21 protein-coding genes are annotated in these 21,442 nt (G+C 65.2%); 10 read left to right on the forward strand and 11 right to left on the reverse strand.

Translation table 11 applies throughout. The features are described from left to right. Positions 1-18 precede the first annotated feature (18 nt). The 4 genes from BLQ10_RS11230 to BLQ10_RS11245 all read right to left on the reverse strand — a co-directional run bounded on the left by BLQ10_RS11230 (position 19) and on the right by BLQ10_RS11245 (position 4,136). Positions 19-786, reverse strand: coding sequence for an SDR family NAD(P)-dependent oxidoreductase (locus tag BLQ10_RS11230; protein WP_091561884.1), 768 nt, complete (start codon positions 784-786; stop codon positions 19-21). Continuing rightward, positions 776-2,164 carry an MFS transporter gene (locus tag BLQ10_RS11235; protein ID WP_091561886.1) on the reverse strand — a complete coding sequence of 463 codons (1,389 nt, stop codon included), beginning with the start codon at positions 2,162-2,164 and terminating at the stop codon, positions 776-778. The genes BLQ10_RS11230 and BLQ10_RS11235 overlap by 11 nt, the downstream gene beginning before the upstream one ends. Next, the gene (locus BLQ10_RS11240) at positions 2,164-3,051 is read right to left on the reverse strand and encodes a polysaccharide deacetylase family protein (RefSeq protein WP_091561889.1); all 888 of its coding nucleotides are present in this window, start codon (positions 3,049-3,051) and stop codon (positions 2,164-2,166) included. Before BLQ10_RS11240 ends, BLQ10_RS11235 begins: the two co-directional genes overlap by 1 nt. 65 nt (positions 3,052-3,116) lie before the next feature. Then, positions 3,117-4,136, reverse strand: coding sequence for an asparaginase (locus BLQ10_RS11245; protein WP_175558580.1), 1,020 nt, complete (start codon positions 4,134-4,136; stop codon positions 3,117-3,119). A 287-nt stretch (positions 4,137-4,423) separates the two neighbouring features. Between BLQ10_RS11245 and BLQ10_RS11250 the strand changes: the two genes are divergently transcribed. Next, positions 4,424-5,464 carry a LacI family DNA-binding transcriptional regulator gene (locus BLQ10_RS11250; protein ID WP_091561892.1) on the forward strand — a complete coding sequence of 347 codons (1,041 nt, stop codon included), beginning with the start codon at positions 4,424-4,426 and terminating at the stop codon, positions 5,462-5,464. Positions 5,465-5,663: 199 nt separating this feature from the next. On the opposite strand, the gene BLQ10_RS11255 is transcribed toward BLQ10_RS11250, so the two are convergent. Beyond that, the gene (locus BLQ10_RS11255; protein ID WP_175558581.1) at positions 5,664-7,109 is read right to left on the reverse strand and encodes a PucR family transcriptional regulator; all 1,446 of its coding nucleotides are present in this window, start codon (positions 7,107-7,109) and stop codon (positions 5,664-5,666) included. A 191-nt stretch (positions 7,110-7,300) separates the two neighbouring features. Here BLQ10_RS11255 and pxpA point away from each other — a divergent pair, with 191 nt between their 5' ends. The 6 genes from pxpA (at position 7,301) to BLQ10_RS11285 (ending at position 12,004) form a co-directional block, all read left to right on the forward strand. Next, on the forward strand, positions 7,301-8,008 hold the full coding sequence (gene pxpA, locus BLQ10_RS11260; protein ID WP_368086513.1) for a 5-oxoprolinase subunit PxpA: 708 nt from the start codon (positions 7,301-7,303) through the stop codon (positions 8,006-8,008). Between the two features lie 36 nt (positions 8,009-8,044). Then, the gene (locus BLQ10_RS11265) at positions 8,045-8,284 is read left to right on the forward strand and encodes an acetyl-CoA carboxylase (RefSeq protein WP_091561899.1); all 240 of its coding nucleotides are present in this window, start codon (positions 8,045-8,047) and stop codon (positions 8,282-8,284) included. A 2-nt stretch (positions 8,285-8,286) separates the two neighbouring features. Continuing rightward, positions 8,287-9,639, forward strand: coding sequence for an acetyl-CoA carboxylase biotin carboxylase subunit (locus BLQ10_RS11270; RefSeq protein ID WP_091561901.1), 1,353 nt, complete (start codon positions 8,287-8,289; stop codon positions 9,637-9,639). Beyond that, complete coding sequence (locus tag BLQ10_RS11275) at positions 9,636-10,541, forward strand: 5-oxoprolinase subunit B family protein (protein WP_091561904.1); 906 nt, start codon at positions 9,636-9,638, stop codon at positions 10,539-10,541. The genes BLQ10_RS11270 and BLQ10_RS11275 overlap by 4 nt, the downstream gene beginning before the upstream one ends. Next, positions 10,531-11,517 (forward strand): 5-oxoprolinase subunit C family protein, encoded by a 987-nt coding sequence (locus tag BLQ10_RS11280; protein WP_091561905.1) that lies wholly within the window; start codon positions 10,531-10,533, stop codon positions 11,515-11,517. Before BLQ10_RS11275 ends, BLQ10_RS11280 begins: the two co-directional genes overlap by 11 nt. Positions 11,518-11,719: 202 nt before the next feature. Next, a complete protein-coding gene (locus tag BLQ10_RS11285; RefSeq protein ID WP_091561909.1) occupies positions 11,720-12,004 on the forward strand; it encodes a hypothetical protein in 285 nt (94 codons plus the stop codon). Positions 12,005-12,047: 43 nt separating this feature from the next. On the opposite strand, the gene BLQ10_RS11290 is transcribed toward BLQ10_RS11285, so the two are convergent. Beyond that, positions 12,048-13,262 (reverse strand): alanine racemase, encoded by a 1,215-nt coding sequence (locus BLQ10_RS11290; protein WP_254785516.1) that lies wholly within the window; start codon positions 13,260-13,262, stop codon positions 12,048-12,050. Positions 13,263-13,384: 122 nt separating this feature from the next. Here BLQ10_RS11290 and BLQ10_RS11295 point away from each other — a divergent pair, with 122 nt between their 5' ends. Next, positions 13,385-14,155 (forward strand): alpha/beta fold hydrolase, encoded by a 771-nt coding sequence (locus BLQ10_RS11295; RefSeq protein WP_091561912.1) that lies wholly within the window; start codon positions 13,385-13,387, stop codon positions 14,153-14,155. A gap of 272 nt (positions 14,156-14,427) precedes the next feature. On the opposite strand, the gene BLQ10_RS11300 is transcribed toward BLQ10_RS11295, so the two are convergent. Further along, positions 14,428-14,919, reverse strand: a complete 492-nt coding sequence (locus BLQ10_RS11300; RefSeq protein ID WP_091561914.1) for a protein-tyrosine phosphatase family protein — start codon at positions 14,917-14,919, stop codon at positions 14,428-14,430. Between the two features lie 417 nt (positions 14,920-15,336). After that, entirely contained in the window at positions 15,337-16,188 is an 852-nt protein-coding gene (locus BLQ10_RS11305) for an MIP/aquaporin family protein (RefSeq protein ID WP_091561916.1), read from the reverse strand. 287 nt (positions 16,189-16,475) lie between these two features. Between BLQ10_RS11305 and BLQ10_RS11310 the strand changes: the two genes are divergently transcribed. Next, on the forward strand, positions 16,476-17,246 hold the full coding sequence (locus BLQ10_RS11310) for a potassium channel family protein (RefSeq protein ID WP_091561918.1): 771 nt from the start codon (positions 16,476-16,478) through the stop codon (positions 17,244-17,246). A gap of 66 nt (positions 17,247-17,312) precedes the next feature. Further along, a complete protein-coding gene (locus BLQ10_RS11315) occupies positions 17,313-18,974 on the forward strand; it encodes an alkaline phosphatase D family protein (protein WP_091561919.1) in 1,662 nt (553 codons plus the stop codon). An 87-nt stretch (positions 18,975-19,061) separates the two neighbouring features. Here BLQ10_RS11315 and BLQ10_RS11320 read toward each other — a convergent pair whose 3' ends face one another. From BLQ10_RS11320 to BLQ10_RS11330, 3 genes are all read right to left on the reverse strand, one after another. After that, positions 19,062-19,364 (reverse strand): hypothetical protein, encoded by a 303-nt coding sequence (locus BLQ10_RS11320; RefSeq protein WP_091561922.1) that lies wholly within the window; start codon positions 19,362-19,364, stop codon positions 19,062-19,064. A gap of 97 nt (positions 19,365-19,461) precedes the next feature. Further along, a complete protein-coding gene (locus BLQ10_RS11325) occupies positions 19,462-20,736 on the reverse strand; it encodes an MFS transporter (protein WP_175558582.1) in 1,275 nt (424 codons plus the stop codon). A gap of 125 nt (positions 20,737-20,861) precedes the next feature. Next, positions 20,862-21,377 carry a hypothetical protein gene (locus BLQ10_RS11330; protein WP_091561926.1) on the reverse strand — a complete coding sequence of 172 codons (516 nt, stop codon included), beginning with the start codon at positions 21,375-21,377 and terminating at the stop codon, positions 20,862-20,864. Between the last annotated feature and the right edge of the window lie 65 nt (positions 21,378-21,442).

The following is a 21,442-nucleotide window of genomic DNA, read 5'->3' on the forward strand; positions in this document are numbered from 1 at the left end:
TTGTCCTTCCGGGGCTTTTCAGGCACGCATCTTGATGGTGAGGCCGCCGTCGACAATCAGCGACTGGCCCGTGACGTAGACAGCGTCATCGGAGGTCAGGAAGCCGATGACGCTGGCAACCTCCTCGGGCCGTCCGACCCGGCCCCAGGGGATCTCCAGCCCGGCGCGCTGCAGGCCCTCGGGCCCGAGGGAGTTCACCGGATCCAGGGACTGGGGCGTTTCAATCAGTCCGGGGATAACGGCGTTGGCGCGGATGCCGCGCGGCCCCAACTCGGCGGCCACGCTGCGGATCAGCCCGAGCACACCGGCCTTGGCGGCTGCGTAATGGGCATGTTCCTCCCACCCGTAGACGCCGCCGGCAATGGAGGACACGGCAACCATCGCTCCGCCGTCGGCCATCTTCGCGGACCCGGCGCGCAGGGTCCGCATCACGCCGGTGAGGTCGACGTCGAGCATGTCGTGCCAGCGCTGATCGGTCATCTCCTCCAGCGGTGAGTTGCGCAGGATTCCGGCGTTGGCCACCGCGTAGTCCAGGCGGCCATACTCGTGGACGGCGCGTTCGGCGAAAGCATCAACGGACGGAGTACTGCGGACATCCACTTCATGGACGACCCCCTGGCCGCCGGCGTCCTTCACCAGGCGCAGGGTTTCCTCCGGGTCGTGCGGGTCGCCGGGAAAGGTGCCGATCACCGAATGTACGCCGCGGTGGGCGTAGTGGACCGCGAGGGCCCGTCCAATGCCGCTGGCCGCTCCTGTGATCACGGCCACCCTGTTCTCAGGCGTCATGGGGGTGATCCTCGAGCAGGGCCTCGGCCGGCGGCTTTGCGGCGATCATCAGGAGGCCGGAGAACAGCGTTCCGGCCGCGCCGACCCACAGGGCGGCAGCACCGGTTCCTGCGCTGGCGGCTGCTGCCGTGAAGAGGGCACCGCCGAGAATGGTACCGGGCTGGCTCATGGCGCCGATGAAGGCGGTGCCGGTGGCACGGCAGCTGACGGGGTAGCACTCGGCCATGAAGTACTGGATCGCGGCGTACGGTCCGACCAGGAAGAACAGTCCGGCGCCGTAAGTCGCGATGATCATGAAGGGGCTCTCGGCGAGCGGGCTGAGCATGATGGTGAACGAAATGCCGGAGAGAATCCAGCCGCCGATGATCGTCCGCTTCCGGCCGATCTTGTCACCGAGCCACCCGTGGAAGACGTAGCCGAAGTACGCCAGCGCGTTGATGACGATCAGCATCCAGAAGGCATCGGAAAGTTCCACGCCCTTGGCGTTCTTCAGGACGGAGCTGCCGAGAATGCTGAAGATCAGGATGCCGAAGAAGTTGAAGATCCAGGCCAGGGAGAAGACGATCGTGTTCCGGCGCAGGTGCGGCTCCCAGATGCGCTTGAGCGGGGCCGCGGAGGAATGCTCGACGCCGAATGCGTGGGCCAGGGAGTGGGCTTCCTCGGTCTTGCCGCTCTTCTCAAGTTGGGTCAGCTTGTGGTGCAGTTCGAACTGCGGCGTCTCCTTCAGTTTCTTGGAGATGACCCACACGATGATTGCCGCCGGGACGCACGCCATCAGGTACAGGGCGCGCCAGCCAAGGGACGGAAGGAAGACGAGGGCGAGGGCACTGGCGAGCAGGAAGCCCAGCGGCCAGCCACCCTGGATGAAGGAGTAGTGGAAGCCGGGGCGCTTGCGCTTGTCGGCGACTTCGGTGACCTGATAGACCTCGTTCATGTAGGTCGCGTTGACGGCCTGCTCCGAGAAACCGAGCCCGCCGAAGGAACGGACCAGCACCAGCAGGCCGTTGCTGAGGAACGGGATTCCGGTCGGGATCAGGGCCGTCAGGCCGGAGACAATCGCGGTTCCGCCGATAGTGGTCATCATGCCCTTGCGGCGGCCGAGCCGGTCAATGACGGGGCCGATTCCGAAGCAGACGATGGCGGTGCCGACGGCGATCCAGGTGTTGAGTGCGTAGGCCTCGGTCGCGGTCCAGCCGAATTCCTGCTGCATGGCCGGCAGGAGGGTGCCGAAAAGTCCGAAGTCGAACACGGCGACGGTCCAGGCACACAGCGCCAGCACGGTGGCGGTGGTTGTGTGGTGCTTGGAGAATACCGGGAAGCGGCGTTTTTCGTCCGGTGCGGGTTGCGTCAGGTCGACGGCGGGCTGTTGGATGGTCATTACTGGTTTTCCTTTCGGGGGCTGCGGGCGAGGAACGAGTCCGCGATCTGGTCGAACGTCAGCCAGCTGACGCCGTCGTGGGAGTTGATGTGTTCGATGAGGCGCTCAAGCATGAGCAGGACCTGGGGGCGGCCCGAGACGTCCGGGTGGATGGTCATGGTGAAGGCGGCCTGATCCATTTCCCGGTACACCCAGTCGAACTGGTCGCGCCACATTTGTTCGATGTCCCGGGGGCTGACGAATCCGTGGGAGTTCGGGGCCGCCTTGATGAACATCATGGGAGGAAGGTCGTCCAGGTACCAGTTGGCGGGGATCTCGACGAGGTCGGTTTCCGTGCCCCTGACCAGCGGCTCCATCCAGGTCTCGGCAGCCTTGGTGTAGTCGATCTTCTTCCAGCTGTCGCCGACCCGGACGTAGTAGGGCTCGAAATCCTTGTGCATCAGGGAGTGGTCGTATTTGATCCCGCGTTCGAGCAGGATCTCGTTGGTGACCGGGGAAAATTCCCACCAGGGAGCGACATAGCCCGTGGGCCGTCGGCCGGAGACCTTCTCGATGAGTTCGATCGAGCGGTCCAGGATGGCGGTCTCCTGCTCGCGGGTCATGGCGATGGGGTTTTCATGCGAGTACCCGTGCACGCCGATTTCGTGCCCGGCGTCGACGATCATCCGGGTCAGGTCCGGGAAGGTCTCGATCGAGTGGCCGGGCACGAACCAGGTAGCGGGCAGGCTGTACTTCTCGAGGAGCCGGATGAGGCGCGGGCCGCCGACCTCGCCGCTGAACAGGCCGCGGGAGATATCGCAGGGCGAGTCCTCGCCCCCGTAGGAGCCGAGCATTCCGGCAACTGCGTCGACGTCGACGCCGAAAGCGACTTGGATGTCCTTTGTCATGAGATCAACCTTTCACTGCGCTTTTTGTTGAGGTTTGTACGTGAGATTCGGATTCGGTGCGGGAACTAGTCCGGGAGCGTGCCCCGCAGGGCGAAGGTCTCCGCAATCCGGGCGGCGGGGGTGCCGAGCCTGAGCAATAGGCTCAGCAGGACCAGTGATTGGGATGGCCTGAGCAGCCCGGAGGGGATGGCACCGGCAGCGCGCAGATCCCCGCCGCCGCCGTCGCCGTATCGGGGCACGACGGCGCCGGCCTCCACCCGGGTGCTGGTCACCACGACGACGCCGGCCGCGGTGGCATCGGCGACCTCCCGGCAGAGCACGCGGTTGGCGTTGCCAGTTCCCGTCCCCTGCAGCACAATCCCGGCCGCCCCGGCCTGGAGTGCGGCCCGCAGAAGAGTGGAGTCCGCTCCGGGGTAGGCAGCAATAAGGTCCACACGCGGCGAACCGGCGTCCATGCCCGGTAACGGCAAGGGCGCGATTCCGGGCCGTACCGCCTGGATCTCGACCTCGCCGGATTGGCTCACCGATCCTGCGGTTCCGAAGTCCGGGTTGGCGAACGCATCAAGGCTCGTTGTGTGGCGCTTGCGCACTCCGGCCGCAGGGAAGATGGTCCCCGCAAACGCCAGCAGCACGCCCTTTCCCCGCGCCTGCGGTGAACCGGCGACGGCGACGGCGCGGGACAGATTGCCGGGACCGTCCGGCGAGTCGGCGTCGGCCGCCTGCTGCGCGCCCGTGAACACCACCGGGCGGAGATCATCGTGAGTGAGGTCAACAAGATACGCCGTTTCCTCCATCGTGTCCGTACCGTGGGTGACCACGACGCCCAGCACCTGCGGGTCGGCCAGCGCTTGCCGGATCCTGGCGCAGATGGCGATCATGTCGTCGACTGTCAGCAGGTACGAACCCTTCCGGAAAACATCGACAACGCGGACCGGATACGCCGCTGGAACCCCCATGCTGGCGAACACCTGCTCCCCGGTGTCGGACGCCACTGCGGCTCCCCCGCCCTCGGACGCACGGGAGGAAATGGTTCCTCCCGTGGCGAGCAGCACCACGTGGGGACCGCCCAAATCTGTGACTGTCATTTCCACTCCGTTTGTCTTGCATCCATTTCCGGATGCTTACCCAATCGATTGGGTTGTTGACTAAAAGTTATTCCTGCCATGTTTCCTGCAGATGCTCCCGGAAGTTTCAAGGGGGTAAATACTTTGCCGCAGGCTGCCGGGATTCCGTCTACCCAATCGATTGGGTACGTTGTTTGATTGACTATAGAATGTGATGTGCGACACGTCAAGGGTGCTTGGAGCAGGGATCGAGGCATCATCAGGCACTCTTGGTGAAGACGACCTTTTGAGCTGAGGCAGGGAAATTGATGGACGAGAGCACGGCCGGTGGCCGGACAGTGACGCTGAAGGATCTCGCGAGCGAGCTCGGCATCCACCCGTCGACCGTGTCCAGGATCCTGCACTCGGGCTCCGAAGTGGCCCGAGGGGCAGCTTCCGTGGCTACGGCCGAACGCGTGCGCGAGCTGGCGCGGAAGCGCGGCTACTCCCCCGACCCGCAGGCCGCCGGCCTGCGGACGCGGCGCACGCGCCTCATGGGCGTGATCGTCCCCCGGCTCTCGGACCTCGTTCTGGCAATCATGTACGAGGGAATTGACGAGGCCGCGGCGGAGCTCGGCTATTCCACCTTTGTCATGAATTCCCGCGACGACCCGGAGGAACAGCGCCGCAAGACGGACACCATGCTGGCCCGACGCGTGGACGGGCTGATCATCGGCGACGCACACCTGGATAGCGGTCTGCTGCGGGAGCTGGCTGCCCGGAAGGTGCCGTTCGTGCTCATGAACCGCCGCGTCCCGGGCTTCCCGTCGGCCACGTGCGACGACGTCCTTGGCGGCGAGCTTGTGGCCGACCACCTGTGGAGGAAGGGGCATCGGAACGTCGCCGTGATCGCCGGCGAGCCCTATGCCAGCACGGCCGTCGACCGGACGGCCGGCTTCGTGGACCGCTGGCGTGCGCTGGGCGGGCAGATTCCCCGGAACGCAGTGGTGTGGTCCCGCTTCGACACCGCCGGCGGACGGGAAGCGGCCGAGATCATCCTGGCTCACTGCAACCCCCGCCCGACTGCACTGTTCGCCGTCAACGACTTCGCGGCAATCGGTGCCATGGGAGCCGTGCGGTCCCATGGCCTCAGCGTCGGCCGCGACGTGGCGGTGGTTGGCTTCAATGACACCTCCCTGGCCGCGGAACTTCCCATCCCGCTCTCTTCGGTCCGCTCGCCCATGCTGGACATCGGGCGGACGGCGGTGCAGCTCCTCAAGGGCGTCCTGGACGGCCGGGAGGTCGAATCCGTCAGGCTGGAGCCGGTCCTGTGCGTGCGGGAAAGCAGCGCCTTCGGGAACGCGGTGTGACACGGCAAGGGGAATCCTCCAGTCAGTCGACTTAGTGGATCGAATCGGTAGGCCGTATGGTCCCGCCCAGTCCGTCAACCAATGACCCGACCGTGCAGGCTCCACGCCCATGAGTTGAGATTAGTGATCCGACTCACAGCGTCATATCGGAAGTTCGCCCAAGGTTGAGGCTATTTTTCGTGCAATCTGCACATTCTGATTAGCGGGCGGCCGCAACGATGCCGAGGGCGAGCATGCACGTGGCGCGGACTTCGCCATCGGACAGGTCCAGTTTCAGCAGCTCCTCGATTTTCCGCAGCCGGTAGCTGAGCGTATTGCGGTGGATGAAGAGCTCATCGCAGATTTTCGCGGAGTTCCCGCTATGGCGCAGGTACGCGTCGAAGGTCTCCCGCAGCGAGCTGCCGCCATCGGAGGCCAAGGGAGCCAGCAGCCGCTGGCACATTGCCACCAGGCCCGGGCTGGGCAGTCCCTGCGCAATGCCGGCGAGATCGGCCAGCGGCGCCTGGTGCACGCCGGGCCGTCCCAGGTGGCGGCGGGCAAGCTGAAGCGCCAGCGGCAGTTCACTGAGGCCCGCCGATTCCGAGACGATGACGGAGAGTTCCGGGGCGTCCGTAAAGAATCCCCGCGCGGCATCCAGCAAGTCGGCCATCGCGTGCCGGTGCTGCAGCAAGAGAGTCGTCAGCCCGGCTTCTTCCATGAACCGCACCGTGCCGAACCCGGCCTGCAGCCCTACCCGGGCGCGCCAGGCGATGGCACGCAGCTTTGCGGGGGCCACCTCTTCTGAGCTGCCGATGAGCACCGCACCCCAGTCGCTGTCAGGATCGAACCCGGATTCGACGGCGTAGCGGCGCAGCGGCGCGGAGGGCTCGCCGCGGTCCTCATAGAGGGCCTCCATGAAGCGTGCGGCTTCCCGGGAATGCAGCGGCGAATGCGACCCGAGGGTGTAGCTCAGCTGCATGGCGATCACGGCAGCCACAGGGCCCAGAATGGGCTGCAGCACAATGTTGCTCCCGATCCCCTCGATGGCAAGCCTGAACTGCTCGGATTCGCCGCTGGGCAGGCGCAGCGCGGTCCGCGCGGTCCCGCCGTGAGCCGCGCCAGCCGAGACAAGCTCGAACGCATTCTGGTCGATCACGGCCACCCTCGCATTGATGGCATCCGCCACCCGCGCCAGTACCTCCGCGAGGGAGTGCCCGTCGGCCGCCAACCGGGTGCATTGGTCCGCCAGTTCCCAGCCCTTCCGCAGCTCCTCATAACGCTCGGCGGCGATGACCCGCTCTACGTGCCGCATGACCAACACAAAGGGCACCTGAGGCGCGAGCTCCAACAGCGGAAGGCCGTGCACCTCGCAGGCACGGAGCAGGCCGGCTGGCAGCTCGCTGTGCGCCGCGCCCAAGCCGAACGCCAGCCCAGAGACGGGGACGGAAACCAGCCGTTCCACGTACGCGTCCCAGGTCCTGAAGTCCTTGACGTTCAGGCCCATGCCGTTGGTCAGCACCAGGGCGTTCACGCTGAGGAAGGGCGTGGGGTCCATGTGTTCGGTGGGGGCGCACCAGGTAATGGGCCGGGCCAGTCGGCCCTCGCCGCCCGCAACCCGGAGCCGGATGTTGAGATCGGCGTCGTCTGCTAAATCTGAAATTCGCACGGAACCCTCCAACCACGGCGGGACTCACCACCGGACAGTGCAACAACCATAATTGATGCCCGCAGATTCAGCGACCTGCACAATATCGGGCGTGTGAATTGCTGAGTAGCGTTGCACCCATGCAAATTAATGTGACCCCCGACACCTCTGCTGACACCTCTTCCTCTGCCGCCCCCCACGTACAACGGAGGGTGCTCTTGAACTCCGATATGGGCGAAGGCCTCGGCCTCCACGAGTTCGGCAACGACGAAGAACTCATGCGCATCATCGACGTCGCCAATGTGGCCTGTGGGTACCACGCCGGCGATCCCGACGTCATGGAACGGACCGTGGCGCTGGCCGCAGAGCACGGCGTGGCAGTCGGAGCGCACCCCGGGCTGCCGGACTTTGTGGGGTTCGGACGCCGCCGAATGGTGCTCACCCCGGCGGAGGTCGAGTCGATCATCCTGTATCAGACCGGAGCCCTGACGGCGTTCCTCGCAAAGCACGGGCTGGAACTGAACCACATCAAGCCCCACGGCGCCCTCTACGGCATGCTGGCCGGCGACGAGGAACTGATGCGGGCCGCCGCCGGCACAGCCTTGCAGTTCGGCGTCCCGTTTTTCGGGCTCGCGGGGACCGCCCACGAACGCGTGTGCCGGGCCATGGGGGTGGACTTCGTGCCCGAACTCTATGTTGACCTCAACTACGGACCGGCCGGTGAACTGCTGATCCAGCGCCGCCCGGCGCCCACCGATCCCGACGCCGCCGCCGAGCGTGTCAGCAGGGCGCTGGCCGGCAAGCCCGTCCTCGCTGTTGACGGCACCGAGCTGGACATCCAGTTCCAAAGCATCTGCGTCCACTCCGACGCACCCAATTCTGTCGCAGTGGCCACCGCAGTGCGTGCGGTCCTGGGCTGAACCGATCTAACCAAACCATCTGAAAGCGAGCATCCCGTGGCAACCATCGTTTCCCCGCTCCCCGGCGTCTTCTACCGCAAGCCCGGCCCGGGCAAGCCGCCTTTCGCCAATGAAGGCGACGCCATCGAGGTCGGGCAGACCCTCGGCATTATCGAAATCATGAAGCAGTTCACCGAAATCCAGTCCGATGTGGCCGGCACCCTGGAGTCGTTTGAGGTCAACGAGGGCGACATGGTCAACCCAGGCGACGCAATCGTCATAGTCCGGGAAGGATAGCCATGAAGAAACTGCTCATCGCCAACCGCGGCGAGATCGCCGTGCGCATCGCCCGGACCGCCCGTGACATGGGCGTCGAGACATTCGTGGTGGCCAGCGAAGCCGACGTCGAATCCTTGGCCGCCCGGTCCGCTGACCACGTCGTCGTGGTGGGTCCGGCGCCTGCCACCGCCAGCTACCTGAACCAGGACGCCATCGTTGCCGCGGCCGTGGACAACGGCTGCGATGCCGTCCATCCGGGCTACGGGTTCCTCTCCGAAAATGCGGACTTCGCCCGGAAGGTCGCTGATGCGGGCCTGATCTGGGTGGGGCCGCGTGCGGACGCCATCGCGATGATGGGCAACAAGTCCTTGGCGAGGGAATCGGCCCGGAAGGCCGGCGTTCCCGTGCTCCGCGGCTCGGACGGGCCCCTGGATCCGGCCGCCGACGCCGTAGAAATCGCCAGTGGGATCGGCTACCCGCTCGTGATCAAAGCCTCCGCCGGCGGCGGCGGCCGGGGCATCCGCTTTGTGCACAGCGAAGACAAGCTTCTGGAATCCATTGAGCAGACGCGCGGCGAAGCGGCGGCCGTTTTCGGCGATCCCACCGTTTACCTGGAACGCTTTGTGCAGCATGCCCGTCATGTGGAGGTACAGGTCCTCGGCGACGGCACAAACTTCGTCCATCTCGGCGACCGCGACTGCTCCATGCAGCGGCGCTCCCAGAAGGTCATTGAAGAAGCACCGGCGCCTGACCTCCCGGACCACGTCCGCCAGAGGATCCGGGAATCCTCCGTGGAGCTGGCCCGCGAGTGCGGCTACAGCGGCGCCGGAACGGTCGAATTCCTCTATGACCCGGTGAACCATGAGGCCGCCTTCATCGAAATGAACACGCGAATCCAGGTTGAGCACCCGATCACCGAGCAGATCACGGGGGTCGATCTGATCCGCGAACAGCTGCAGATCGCGTTCAGCGGGGCGATGACCCTCCGCCAGGACGACATCACATTCAACGGCCACTCCATCGAATGCCGTATCAATGCCGAGGACCCCAACCACCACTTCTTCCCCAGCCCTGGCCTCATCACGGCCATGGACTGGCCCGCGGGCGCAGGCATCAGGGTGGACACCGGGGTGGAGACCGGTTCGACGGTCACTCCGTACTACGACTCCCTGATGGCCAAGCTGATTGTGCATGCGGACACCCGCGAATTGGCCATTGAGGCGATGCTGACGGCCCTGGATGAGACCCGTATCGAAGGGGTCAAGACCACCATCCCGGTGCACAAGAAGCTGCTGAGCCGGCCCGAATTTGCGGCCGTCACCCACCACTCGAAATTCCTCGAAACCGTCCCCGATCTGATGGAGGCACAATGAGCAGCCCGGAACCCGCCGCGTTGGAGGCCCGTTACACCTGGGGCGGAGACGAATTCCTGTTCGTTGAGGTCTCGGAGTCCATGAGCCTGGCCGCCAATTTCAGGGTGATGTCCATCGCCGCGAAGCTTTCGGCCATGCAGCTGCCCGGCATCGTGGACGTCTGCCCCGCCAACGCCTCGCTGCTGGTGAGGTTCGATCCCGACGTCCTGCCGCCGTCGACCCTTGAAGAGACTATCCGGACCATCGAAGGGGATCTAACGCACCACCACGACCATTCGCTGGAAACCCGGATCATCGAGGTCCCGGTCTGGTACGAGGACCCGTTCACGGCGGAAGTGGCCGAACGATTCCGCGAAGGATTCCATCAGGAGCCCGGCGGCTCCGACATTGACTACGCAGCCAAGGTCAACCACCTCAAGGATGCCGCCGAATTCATCCAGCGCCACCATGAGCAACCGTGGCTTGTCTCCATGGTTGGTTTCGTCGCCGGCCTGCCGTTCCTCTTCCAGCTGGTAGAGCGGGAAAAACAACTCGAAGTCCCCAAGTATTTGAGTCCCCGCACCGATACCCCCAAACTGACCGTGGGCCACGGCGGCTGCTTCGGCTGCATCTACTCCGTGCGGGGTGCCGGCGGCTACCAGATGTTCGGGGTCGCTGCCGCGCCCATCTTCGATCCGGCCCAGTCCCTGGCCGACTTCAAGGACTTCATGGTGTTCTTCAAACCGGGCGACATCGTGAAGTTCAGGCCGGTCACCGAGGCTGAATACAACAACATCCAGGCCGAGATCTCCGCAGGGACGTTCCGCTACCGGCAAGTGCCCGTGACATTTGATCTGTCCCAGGCGCTGGCGGATCCCGAAGGCTACAACCAAGAACTCATGGAGGCCCTCAATGGCGTTTGACATCAAGAACCCCGGGCTGGCCACCACGGTCCAGGACCAGGGACGCACCGGCCACTACAACGTGGGCATCCCGCAGAGCGGTTCCATGGACCAATACTCGGCCGAACTCGGCAATGCCCTGGTGGGCAACACCGCCAAGGAAGCCGTCCTCGAATGCACGTACCTGGGCCCGGTGCTCACTACCCACCAGGATGCCGTCGTCGCCGTCACCGGGGCACCTGTGGACGTCAGGGTCAACGGCGAAACCCGGCCCCAATGGACCCGGCTGCAGCTGAAGGCCGGCGACGAACTCAGCTTCGGGGTCATCCGGGGCGGCACGCGCTACTACATCGCGGTCCAGGGCGGCATCGATGTCCCCGAGGTGCTCGGCAGCCGGTCCACCTACAGCCTGGGCGCGATCGGCGGGTTCCAAGGCCGCAAGCTGGAGGCCGGTGACCAGGTTCCGGTGGGCGCCCCGCTCAACGCCGGAGCCCTGCCCGACGCCGATACAGTTCCGGACGAATTCCGTCCCGCCTTTGCCAAGGAACAGGCCGTCCGGATTGTCCTGGGCCTGTACGACCACCGGCTCACGGACGAGGGACTGGACGGCCTCCTCCACAGCGAGTGGAAGGTGACACCGGTGGCTGACCGGATGGGGCTGAGGTACTCAGGTCCCGGAGTGCAGTGGAAGGAGCGGGAACAGCCATTCGGCGCCGGCTCTGATCCGTCCAACATCGTGGATGCCGGCTATGCCGTCGGCTCCATCCAGATTCCCGGCGGCACCCAGCCGATCATCCTGCACCGCGACGCCGTCTCCGGCGGCGGCTACGCCATGGTGGGCACGGTCATCAGCGCCGACATGGATCTGGTGGCCCGCGCCGCCCCCGGCACGTCCACCAGGTTCGTGGCAATCAGCCTGGACGAGGCCCTGGTGGCCCGCAAAGAACTCGCCGAGCTCAAGAGGAACGCCCGGGCGGCCATCGGCGAGGGCAGCTGAGCAGCGGGCCGGCGGACCCGGCGGACTGTGGCGGATGGCCCCGAAACAGGAGCCTTGTGCTTCTGCGCTGACGGGTCCTTACTGGTCTGAGGAGACCTGGCCGCCCGCCACCAGGACGCGATATCCCAAGGATCCAGCTCCCGGTTCAACGGCTTGGGCGTCAGGTGCTCCAACCGTCGGACCTGGATCAAGGAGGACAGTCATGTTCGCTCGCGTCAGCACCTACCAGCCCGGCCCGGACAGCACCGGGACACCCTCAGATGACACCGTCAAGCGGGTGCTTGAGCTGCCGGGATGCCTGGGCATCTACTACTTGCTTGGGAAGGACAACAAGTCACTGTCCATCACGCTGTGGGAGGACGCGGACGCCCTTGCCGGCAGCGAGCAGGCTGCCGGCAAGATCCGTTCCGAAACCAGCGCGGAACAGCACATGCAGATCCTAGGCGTCGAGGAATTCGAAGTGCTGACCCGGCACCTCAAGGAGTAAGGCCAAGATGGAGTGAGGGCCAGGAGTCCAGGACGGCCAGGAATCAGCCGTTGCCGGGCACGGCCGTCAGGGACGATCGGCGGAAGTCGGTGTGCCACACTCCAACGTCGTGACCGTCCCGGTCGGTGAGCACGTATTCAGGCCAGCGGTCGAACGCGGAGCAGGGATGGGATAGCCCGAAATCCACTGTATCGGTGACATCCAGTCCGGTGACGCCGGTAAGGACTGCGTGATGGTCGTAGAGATTTCGCACTTCTGCGGCTGCGCCCTTCTTTTCGGCACCGTCCGCCGTCCGGGCCGAGAGGAAGGTTGGCAGTCCGGCGTCGTAGGGAAGATCCCGTTTGCCGGCACCGACGACGGCCATCCCCGCTTCCGGGGTGGACAGGACGACGGCGCGAACGGAAATCGCTGGAATGAGTCCCGGAACGGGGCTGACGGCGGCATACGTGCCGTGATCGTGGGTGACGTAGCAACCTGACCGGAGAATGATCCGTGTTCCAGGCACTTGGCCGCCGTCGGGAAGGAACTCAACCACGCGGTCCGGGAACGCGGATCCACCCATTGAATAAATGGGAGCGGCAGTCTCAAAGAACTTCGCCGCCTCCAGATACACGTCCCGCACCAGCCGGCAGTGTCGGTCAACCGCGGTGACCGTATCCGCCGCCCTGCTGTTGGGCACGACACCTTCGTAACCGGCAACCCCTACCAGCCTCAGTCCCGACGTGTCCCGGACCAGCTCAGCCAACAGCAGACCCTCGTCCAGGCTGCGTACTCCAGTGCGGCCGCCGGGTGTGCCGACGTCGATCAGCACCTCAAGGGCGAGCCCTCCGCCGCCGTCGAAGACTTCCCCCGCCGCCCTGACCCCGGCTGCAGAATCAACGAAGCAACGGATCTCCCGTCCGGGATCTTCCTCCAGCCACGTGCGGACACGCGTTAGTCCGAACCTGTCGACGATCTCATTGGCCACGAGAACGTGGCCATTTCCCCAAGCCAGCACGGAGGCCACTTGGTCCACGGTGGCGACGGTAACCCCAACTGCGCCGGCAGCCAACTGCCGCTCGATGATCGGCGCCGACATCGTTGTCTTTACATGCGGGGCGAGTTCCACGCCCCGCTCCCGGCACCACTCCGCCATGACCCGGATATTGTTTTCGAGGGCATCGCTGTCGAGCCGCAGCTGCGGATACGCCGGACCGTCGACGATCCTTGCCGCGAAGACTCCATCGGCCCCGCCCTGGCTCTCGCTCAGCTTGTTCACACCACTCCCCGGTTCTTCGGTCCCAATAGGTTGCTTCGGCACTAGCTGCTTCGACACTCCGACAAATTTACTTGAGAGCCATGGGTCTGGCGGAATTGGCCAGTTGACACTGCACTGGTGACATGAGCTCTGCACCTTCAGACCTACTTCACTTCACCGAGCGCGGATCGGGTAGGCCCCTGCTGCTGGTGCACGGGTTGATGGTCACCGGCGAGACGTTCCACCCATTGCTCGAGCGTCTCTCCGCCCGGCATCGCCTGATCATCCCGGATCTGCGCGGCCACGGGCGAAGCCGGGGACTTCCGCCGCCTTACACGGCCGCGATGCTGGCAGCTGATCTGGCGCGCTTGCTCGACTATCTCGCCATCGACTCCACGGACGTTCTTGGTTACTCGCATGGTGGTGCCATCGCCCAACAACTGGCTCTGGACTATCCCGGGCGATGCGACCGCCTCGTGCTCGTTTGCACCTATGCCTTCAACATGGCCACATGGCGCGAGTGGGTTGAAGGCCTCCTCCTGCCGCCTGCGCTCCAGATCTTCGGGATGCGGCGGCTGTCAAAGCTGATAGTCGCGCAGGCCGCTCCACAGCTGGGCGCCGAACGTGCCGACTGGCTCGCCGGGCTCATGGCAGGCCAGGACGCCCGGGTGATGGCGTCCGCTTGGAAGGCTGCGATGGCGTTCGACAGCAGGCGCCGGCTGGCCGAGATCGACTGTCCGACGCTCGTCGTCGCCGCCGCCAACGACCAGGCGGTACCGATCCATCACGCGAAAATGCTCCACAATGGTATCCCCAGGTCGCGCCTTGTCATGATCGACGCGGCTGACCACGCGCTCATCTGGACGCATCCGGACGAGCTTGGGCGGGTGACCGAGGAATTCCTCGGCGGCTGAGCAATTGGTGATCGTGGATGCGGGCCGCTCTCTAGGCGCGGTGTACTGCGCGGCCGGAAGTTCCGACGTCGATCAGCACCTCGAGGCGACCGCCCGCCGTCGAATACTTCCCCCGCCGCTTTGACCAGTAGTCGCCGGAATTACCGCCGATGAGAAAGTGCGAGCGCCTCAACCAAGGTGACACCGGTCCGCCGGCACGGACCAACTCCCGCCACGTGCGAGACGGCCGTCCGCCGGGCGTCATCACCCTCTGGATCCGCATCCGCGGCCGCTCATTGCCGCAGCCACCGCTCAAACGACGGATTGCAGAGGCACGCGGGAGAGCGCTTCTCGCGAACCAGACGGATCGCTTCCGCACTCGGCATCCCTTCGAGGATGAGCGCCCGCGCGACGACGAGCGCCGATCTGTTGAGGCCCGCCTGGCAATGCACGAGGGTCGGCCCGTCCGCCCGGCAGACGTTGACCCAGTACGAGATGGCATCGACCTGCGCAAAACCTTGATCCTCACTGTCGTACATGGTTACAAGGAGCAGCGAGTTGATGGGATGCCCGACAATGTACGACTCCCACGGGTACAGCGAAACGAGATGTTTGACGAATTTGGGGAGGATCAGGCCGGCCTGGCAGCCGCCCAGCCAGAGATTCGCGACGATTTCACTGACGAACGGCACGTCGAACGGCAGCAGGCCGTGCTTGGAGATCCCACGCATGCGCTGGACAGTCGGATCGAATTGAATCTCAATCCTGGTCGGGTCCACAGTCATGTCCGCTCCTTCAGCAGAACCTGGATTAAATTCTCCGCCATTTCATCCCGCACCACAGCACGGTCGTCCCAGCCACCTCCCTCAGTGCCGTGGGCACGCCGGTGGTCCCGGAGAGGGGCTTCAGAGCTCGCGTGCGGCCGTGCGAGAGGCATCACGGTTGGACTGGGTTCCGGCCAGGGTTCGAAGCGTTCGGTGTCTTCGGCGCCGCGTCCCACCCTCAGGGCGTTTTTCCGCTAGCTATCTAGACCTGCGACACGCACACGGTCCGGTGCTGCGGGGCTTCCCGTAGCGCCGGACCGATCCCGCAACACCCCGCACCACCGCCAGTCGGTGGCCCCTTCGGCCATCAGCGCGGACCAGGACATGTACACCAACACGGGCATGAAAAGGACACTCAGCGGACGGTCCAACCGGGCGCTACGGCTTCTCTTCCGCGGCGGCCTCGGTGAAGAGGCCTCCCTGCGCGGCGCCGGAACCCGACTTGCCGCCGCCCGCGCCGCGCAGGATGAAGGCGATGCCGACGGCGACCACGGCCCCGGCGAGCGGCCCGGCGACATACACCCAGTAGTCGTTGAAATTGCCGCTGGCGAGATCGGGCCCGAACGTACGTGCCGGATTCATCGACGTACCGGAGATAGGGCTGCCCCACAGGCCCGCCAAGGCAATGTACGCGCCTACCCCAAAGGCCCCCAACAGCCCGACATTCTGGGCCCCGGAGGCCGTTCCCAGGATGACGCTGACCAGCACCAGCGTCAGCAGTGCTTCCATCCAGAACGCGGCGCCTGCCGAATAACCAGCCGCCGGATAGTTTGACCCGTAGGTGGCGGAAACACCGATCACGCCCTGCAGCAGCAGGCAGGCCAGCGTCGCTCCGATGAGCTGGACAACGATGTAGCCCGGCACCCGGCGCCACGGAAAGTCACCGCGGAGGGCGAACGCTATGCTGACCGCAGGGTTCAGATGCGCGCCCGAGATCTTGCCCATGAACAGGATGATCCCCATCACCATCAGGCCCGGGGCCACCACGGCCGCCGTGCGGCTGATGACACCGGGGAACGCCTGGCTCATCATCCCACCGCCGGCCGCGACAATGACGAGCAAAAATGTGCCGTACAACTCCGAGAACAAACGCCGCCATTCCTGGCGGGGATCATCAAAATCCTGGATTCGCAATAGGATGTTCTGCTCGACAACTCCCAGTTCGCTGGCGAGATTGTGGTTCTGCGCCCGATTCTCACGCGCGCCTTTTTTGCCCTGATCTTCCGTCATGGCTTGTCGCCTCCGCGGTCCTGAAATGGTGCCTTGCCCAGAGCAGGCCGGCACCTAAGACCCCCAATGTACCGCTGCCCGGGACGGTTGTCAGCGCTGCGCGGGTGGCTCATTACTGGTTGGCGGCTGGCTGGTTCCTTCCGCCACCTGGGGCAGCTCAGGGCTGATCAGCATCTGCGGCGCCCGCGGTTCGGGGGAAGAGAAAGGCAGACAGCCGCGACGACTAGCAGGGTCTCGGCCTGCAAATTCGTGGGGACATCCGCGGGACAAAGTCCTAGCATTCAGCCATGAGGCAAGAAACCTGGCAAAAGTATTCCGAGTGGCCCCTCGTCGGCGCGGCTTTTCTCTTTTTGGCGGCCTACTCCATCCTGGTCATCGTCGATCCGCCGGACCCCTACGCCGCCGCTCTGACACTCCTAATAGGGTCAACGTGGCTTGCCTTCGGCGTCGACTACGTCGTGAAATTGCTCCTGGCGCCCCGCCGGGGCCGATGGTTCGTCCGCCACCCGCTGGACCTGCTTATGGTGGTGCTCCCGGTGGCGCGGCCATTGCGGCTCCTGCGTCCATTCACCTTGCGTCGAGTCATGGAGCGGGCCCCGGGCACTGCCATCCGGACCCGCGTCATGGCCTACGTCATTGTCTCCGCCATCCTTCTGGTCTACACCGTCGCGCTGAGCGTCCTCAGTTTCGAAAAGGGCGCTCCGAACGCGAACATCACCACCATGGGCGACTCATTGTGGTGGGCGGTGGTCACCCTTACAACGATCGGTTACGGGGACTATTACCCCGTTACCGTTCCCGGCCGGTGGGCTGCGACCGCGCTGATGGTCGGCGGGTTTGCAGTGCTGAGCATGGTCACGGCGGCAGTGTCCTCCTGGCTCGTTGAAAGCGTGACGGCCGCAACCCATGTCCGGAAGAAAGCGGACGAACCCATCGGCAGCGAGGAGCTTGCCCGCCTCACGACCCAGATCAATAGGCTCCATGAGCAGCTGGCACGGGGCCCTGGTGAATCCGACAATGGCCTGGCCGAAGGACAAGAACGCAAGGAACCACATTAAAGGCAATAACGCTGTCTGTTCCTTAACTCCATGGCCGCATCGGGCCGGAGCGGGTACAACTGATTCATGACCACCTCCCCCTTGGTGCTCGGCCCCATGGTGCGGTACGTAGATGAGACGACGGCGAGTGTCTGGATGGAGACCCAATCCGCTGCCCGGGTTTCCATCCGTGCCGGCGGCAGGGACTGGGCCGCCCGTACGTTCGCAGTTCACGGTCACCACTACGCCTTGGTGGAGTTGGACGGACTGGAGCCCGGCACGGTCACGCCCTACGCCCTCGATGTCAACGGAACACAGGTCTGGCCCGATCCCTCGTCCGGCTTCCCGCCGTCCATGATCGCCACCCTGACCACCGGCAAGCCGCTGCGGATGGCCTATGGCTCCTGCAGAACCAGCGTCCCGCACGATGCGTCCGGCAACCGGACCCACGGCGTGGACTCACTGCGCGCCTATGCACTGAGGATGGCCTCCGGTGGAGACCTGCCGTGGCCGGACCTGGTGGCCTTCCTCGGAGACCAGGTGTACGCCGATTTGACCAGCGAGCAGATGCAGGAGTTCATCCGCGCCCGACGCGACATCGAGGCACCTCCCGGCGAAGAGCTCAAGGACTACGAGGAGTACGCGCACCTTTACTATCTGGCCTGGTCAGACCCTGCAAACAGGTGGCTGCTGTCCACCCTGCCCAGTGCCATGATCTTCGATGACCACGACATCCGCGACGACTGGAACACCTCACTGACCTGGAAGAAGAACATGGAGGCGACCTCGTGGTGGCATCAGCGGATTGTCGCGGGGCTGGCCTCCTACTGGGTCTACCAGCACCTCGGGAACCTGTCACCGCAGGAGCGGGCGGAGGATGCTGTTTGGCAGCGGATCGTCCGGCACGCAGGCGAGGATGAGATCGATGTGGGCGCGGAGCTGGACAGCTTTGCGGAGCGGGCTGACCGGGACCCGAAATCCTACCGGTGGAGCTACTGCCGCGATTTCGGGGACACCCGGCTGATCGTGGTGGACTCCCGCGCAGCCCGGGACCTTACGCCGGACGACCGGGCACTGGTTGACTCTGCGGAAATGGCCTGGCTTGATGGCCGGATGCGTGGCGGCTTCCGCCACGTGCTCGTGGCGACGTCGCTGCCTTTCCTGTTGCCGATGGGCCTGCACTACGTCGAGTCGTGGAATGAGGCCGTCTCCGAAGGTGCGTGGGGGAAACGCGCCGCCCGGGCCGGCGAAAAGCTGCGCCAGGCGCTGGACCTTGAACACTGGGGCGCATTCCAAAACAGCTTCCGGGAAGTGGCGGCCATGGCGAGCGAGGTCGCCGATGGCAAACGCGGCCCTGCACCGGAAACGATCACCTTCCTCTCGGGGGACGTCCACTACTCCTACGTTGCGGAGGTGGACCGCCCCTCGGGCAGCCGGATCGTGCAGGCAGTCTGCTCCCCCATCCGCAACCCGCTGCCCCGACTGATGAGGTCCTTCGCGGCCATCATGTCCTACGGCCTGGCCACGCCGGTAGGTGCCTTGGTCGCACGCTCGGCAAAGGTCCCGGACCCGCCGTTTCACTGGTCCGGCGTCAGGGGCCCGTGGTTCCAAAACAACCTGGCCTACCTGGAGGTGGTGCCGGAAGGGCTGAACCTATGGTGGCAGACGGGCGTGGTGGAGGACGGCGACCACGAGCATCCCGGGCTGGAACGTGTCGCTTCCCTCACATTGGCCCCGCGGGAGGCCTAGGACCCCACAGGCGACCCCACCGGGGGCGGCATCTGCGTTAACGCTGCACGGATGGCGCCAATCCCCGAAGCAATCTCGCTGCCGGGCTTAGGGAGCGCCCACGTTCTCGACTGCGACCGTTTCGATGATTCTGGTCGATGGCTCACCGACCAGCGCCGGCGCTGTCACACCGGTTTTCCACGTATCGTTCTGCAGCCGGCCCAGGAAGTCCACAGCAGCCGCCTGCGTATCGAAATCCATCTCCAGCATCACATAGTCATGCTGGTCAAGCGGGCGCGAGATCCGGTATGACCGCACGCCCGACGCGGCGCGGTCCAGCGGATCACTGTCAAAAGCCTTCCGCCACATGGCAAAATCCCGGACCTGGTGTTCGATCTGCAGGGTAATCACTGAGGCGCTCCTGTCGACGGTTCTACACGCCCAACTGTAGGCCCGGAAGGCCTCGCCAAGTAAGGCGCCCGGCCGAAGTGATATTCCGTGTGGCGTCCTACGCCGGTTGGGATCCGGTGTTCGTCGTACTGGTCGGCGCGTTGGCCTGATCGGCCTGGTGGCGTTGTCGGCGGCTCGCAAGCAGGAAGGGCACCGCGATCAGCTCGATCACGCCGCCGATCGCCAGCGAGGCCGCGTAGCCGTACACATCGGCCGCCCGACCGAGCAGCGGCTGCACCACCACGCCACCGCTTGAGCCCATGAGTGAATCGAAACTGAGCACTGTTGCCCGCTGCTTCGAGGCGATCATGTCGTTCAAGTACGCCTGCCGCACCGGCATGCCCGCCGACGATACCAACGCCCAGAGCGCCAACAGCACCAGGGCCACCCAAAATGCCTGGGTGAACCCGAGCACCGCCAGGATCACAGCGTCCAGGATGCTGCTCAGGATCAGCACGGTGGTGCGTCTGCGGACGAGGCGCCGGACGCGGGGCGCCATCCAGCCGCCGAGCACCTGCGCTCCGGCCACGATGGCCGCCGCCAGGCCCGCGACGGAGTATGCGTGAGGGTCACCGAACAGATTGAGCAGGTAAGGCTGCAGGGCGTAGAACACATAGATCCCGACGCCGGCGCTGAACGGCGCGGCCAGCATCACGTAGCGTACGGGCGGATTCTTCAAGCCGTTCTCGATCGACGCGGCAAGCACAGCTTGGGTCGCCTGGAGAGGATGGGTCGAGCGTTCGGGGGTGAATCCGACGTCGCGCATGAGCGCAAAGGCCACCGCGAACATGGCCAGCAGCACACCCACGCGCATCAGAAACGGCACGCCTAGATTGGTGGCCTGCGCGATCACGCCGCCGGCCACAGAGCCGGCAAGCATCGCGACGCCGGACACCATCTGGCCCCGCCCTAGTACGGTCTCCATCCCGCCTTCATACCCGGAGAAGCGCAACGCATCGACGAGCCAGGCCTCGACCGCTCCAGAGAAGAACGTGAAGCCCAGGCCAAGCAGGACCGACGCCACTGCCCACCACCAGAACGGGGCGGAAAACTGCCAGAGCAGGTAGTAAAAGTAGGTCGAGACGGCGAGGGTCACGGTTCCGAGCAGGAACGATACGCGGCGCCCCCAGCCGTCGGCAACTACCCCGGTGGGCACCTCGAACAGCACCATGCCGGCCGTGAAGAAGGCGTTCGCGGCAAACGCCTCGAGGTTACTGAGTCCGGCGTCCAACAGGAAGAGGGTGTTGATCCCCCAGATGAACGAGGCCGCAAGGGTATTGCCCAGCGTCAACGTCAGATAGATGCGCTGAATTTTTCGGGCGGCGGCGTTCATCGCGTCGCCGTCCCCGCCTGGGCGAGGAGGGAGCACGAGCCCATTCTCGTCCCCCCTGCCGGCGCGCGCCAGAGCCACTCGGGCTGAGGGCATAACGCAATCGACCGAGCCGCGACCCGGCCTCTTCAGCTGCCCCGGTTCGTGTAGAACGACCGCCGACGCGCGTACTCATGTACCCGGTCCAGGGTGGCGATCTGTTCGCGTGCCTTCGTGGCCAGTCCGTCGAATCTGGACCCGTCCAGTCCCAGATCGCCGGAGAGGTCGTGCAGCGTCTGCCACAGCCCCAGTTTTCCTATCACAGCCGACCGCATGAACTCGGATTCCAGCACCAGCGTCATCGGCGACCGGCTCACCACCCGCCCGTTTAGTTTGAGTCGGCCGGCCCGTTCCGCGACCCACGCCGCCGCCCGCCGCGGAGTTCGCCGCGGCAAGCCAAAATCCCCCACTAATCCACGTACATACTCCCGCTCTTCCCGAATCTGGGTGGCGAGCGCCGCAAGCTCGGCGTGGAAGGGAGTGTCCGTGAAGTCGCGCGCCATGCGCTCTATGCGGCCCTGCCCCGCCGTGGCCCCCGCGAGGTGGTCCGAAAGGTAGAGTCCGAACAATTTCTTATCGACGGTGCCGGAAATCTGCGGTGCCATGAAAGCTCCACTCTGATGGAAGAGTTGTTTCGGGGTCACCACCCTACAGGAGCCCCCGGCAGGCC

The organism is Arthrobacter sp. ok362, assembly GCF_900102785.1.
Taxonomy (GTDB): domain Bacteria; phylum Actinomycetota; class Actinomycetes; order Actinomycetales; family Micrococcaceae; genus Arthrobacter.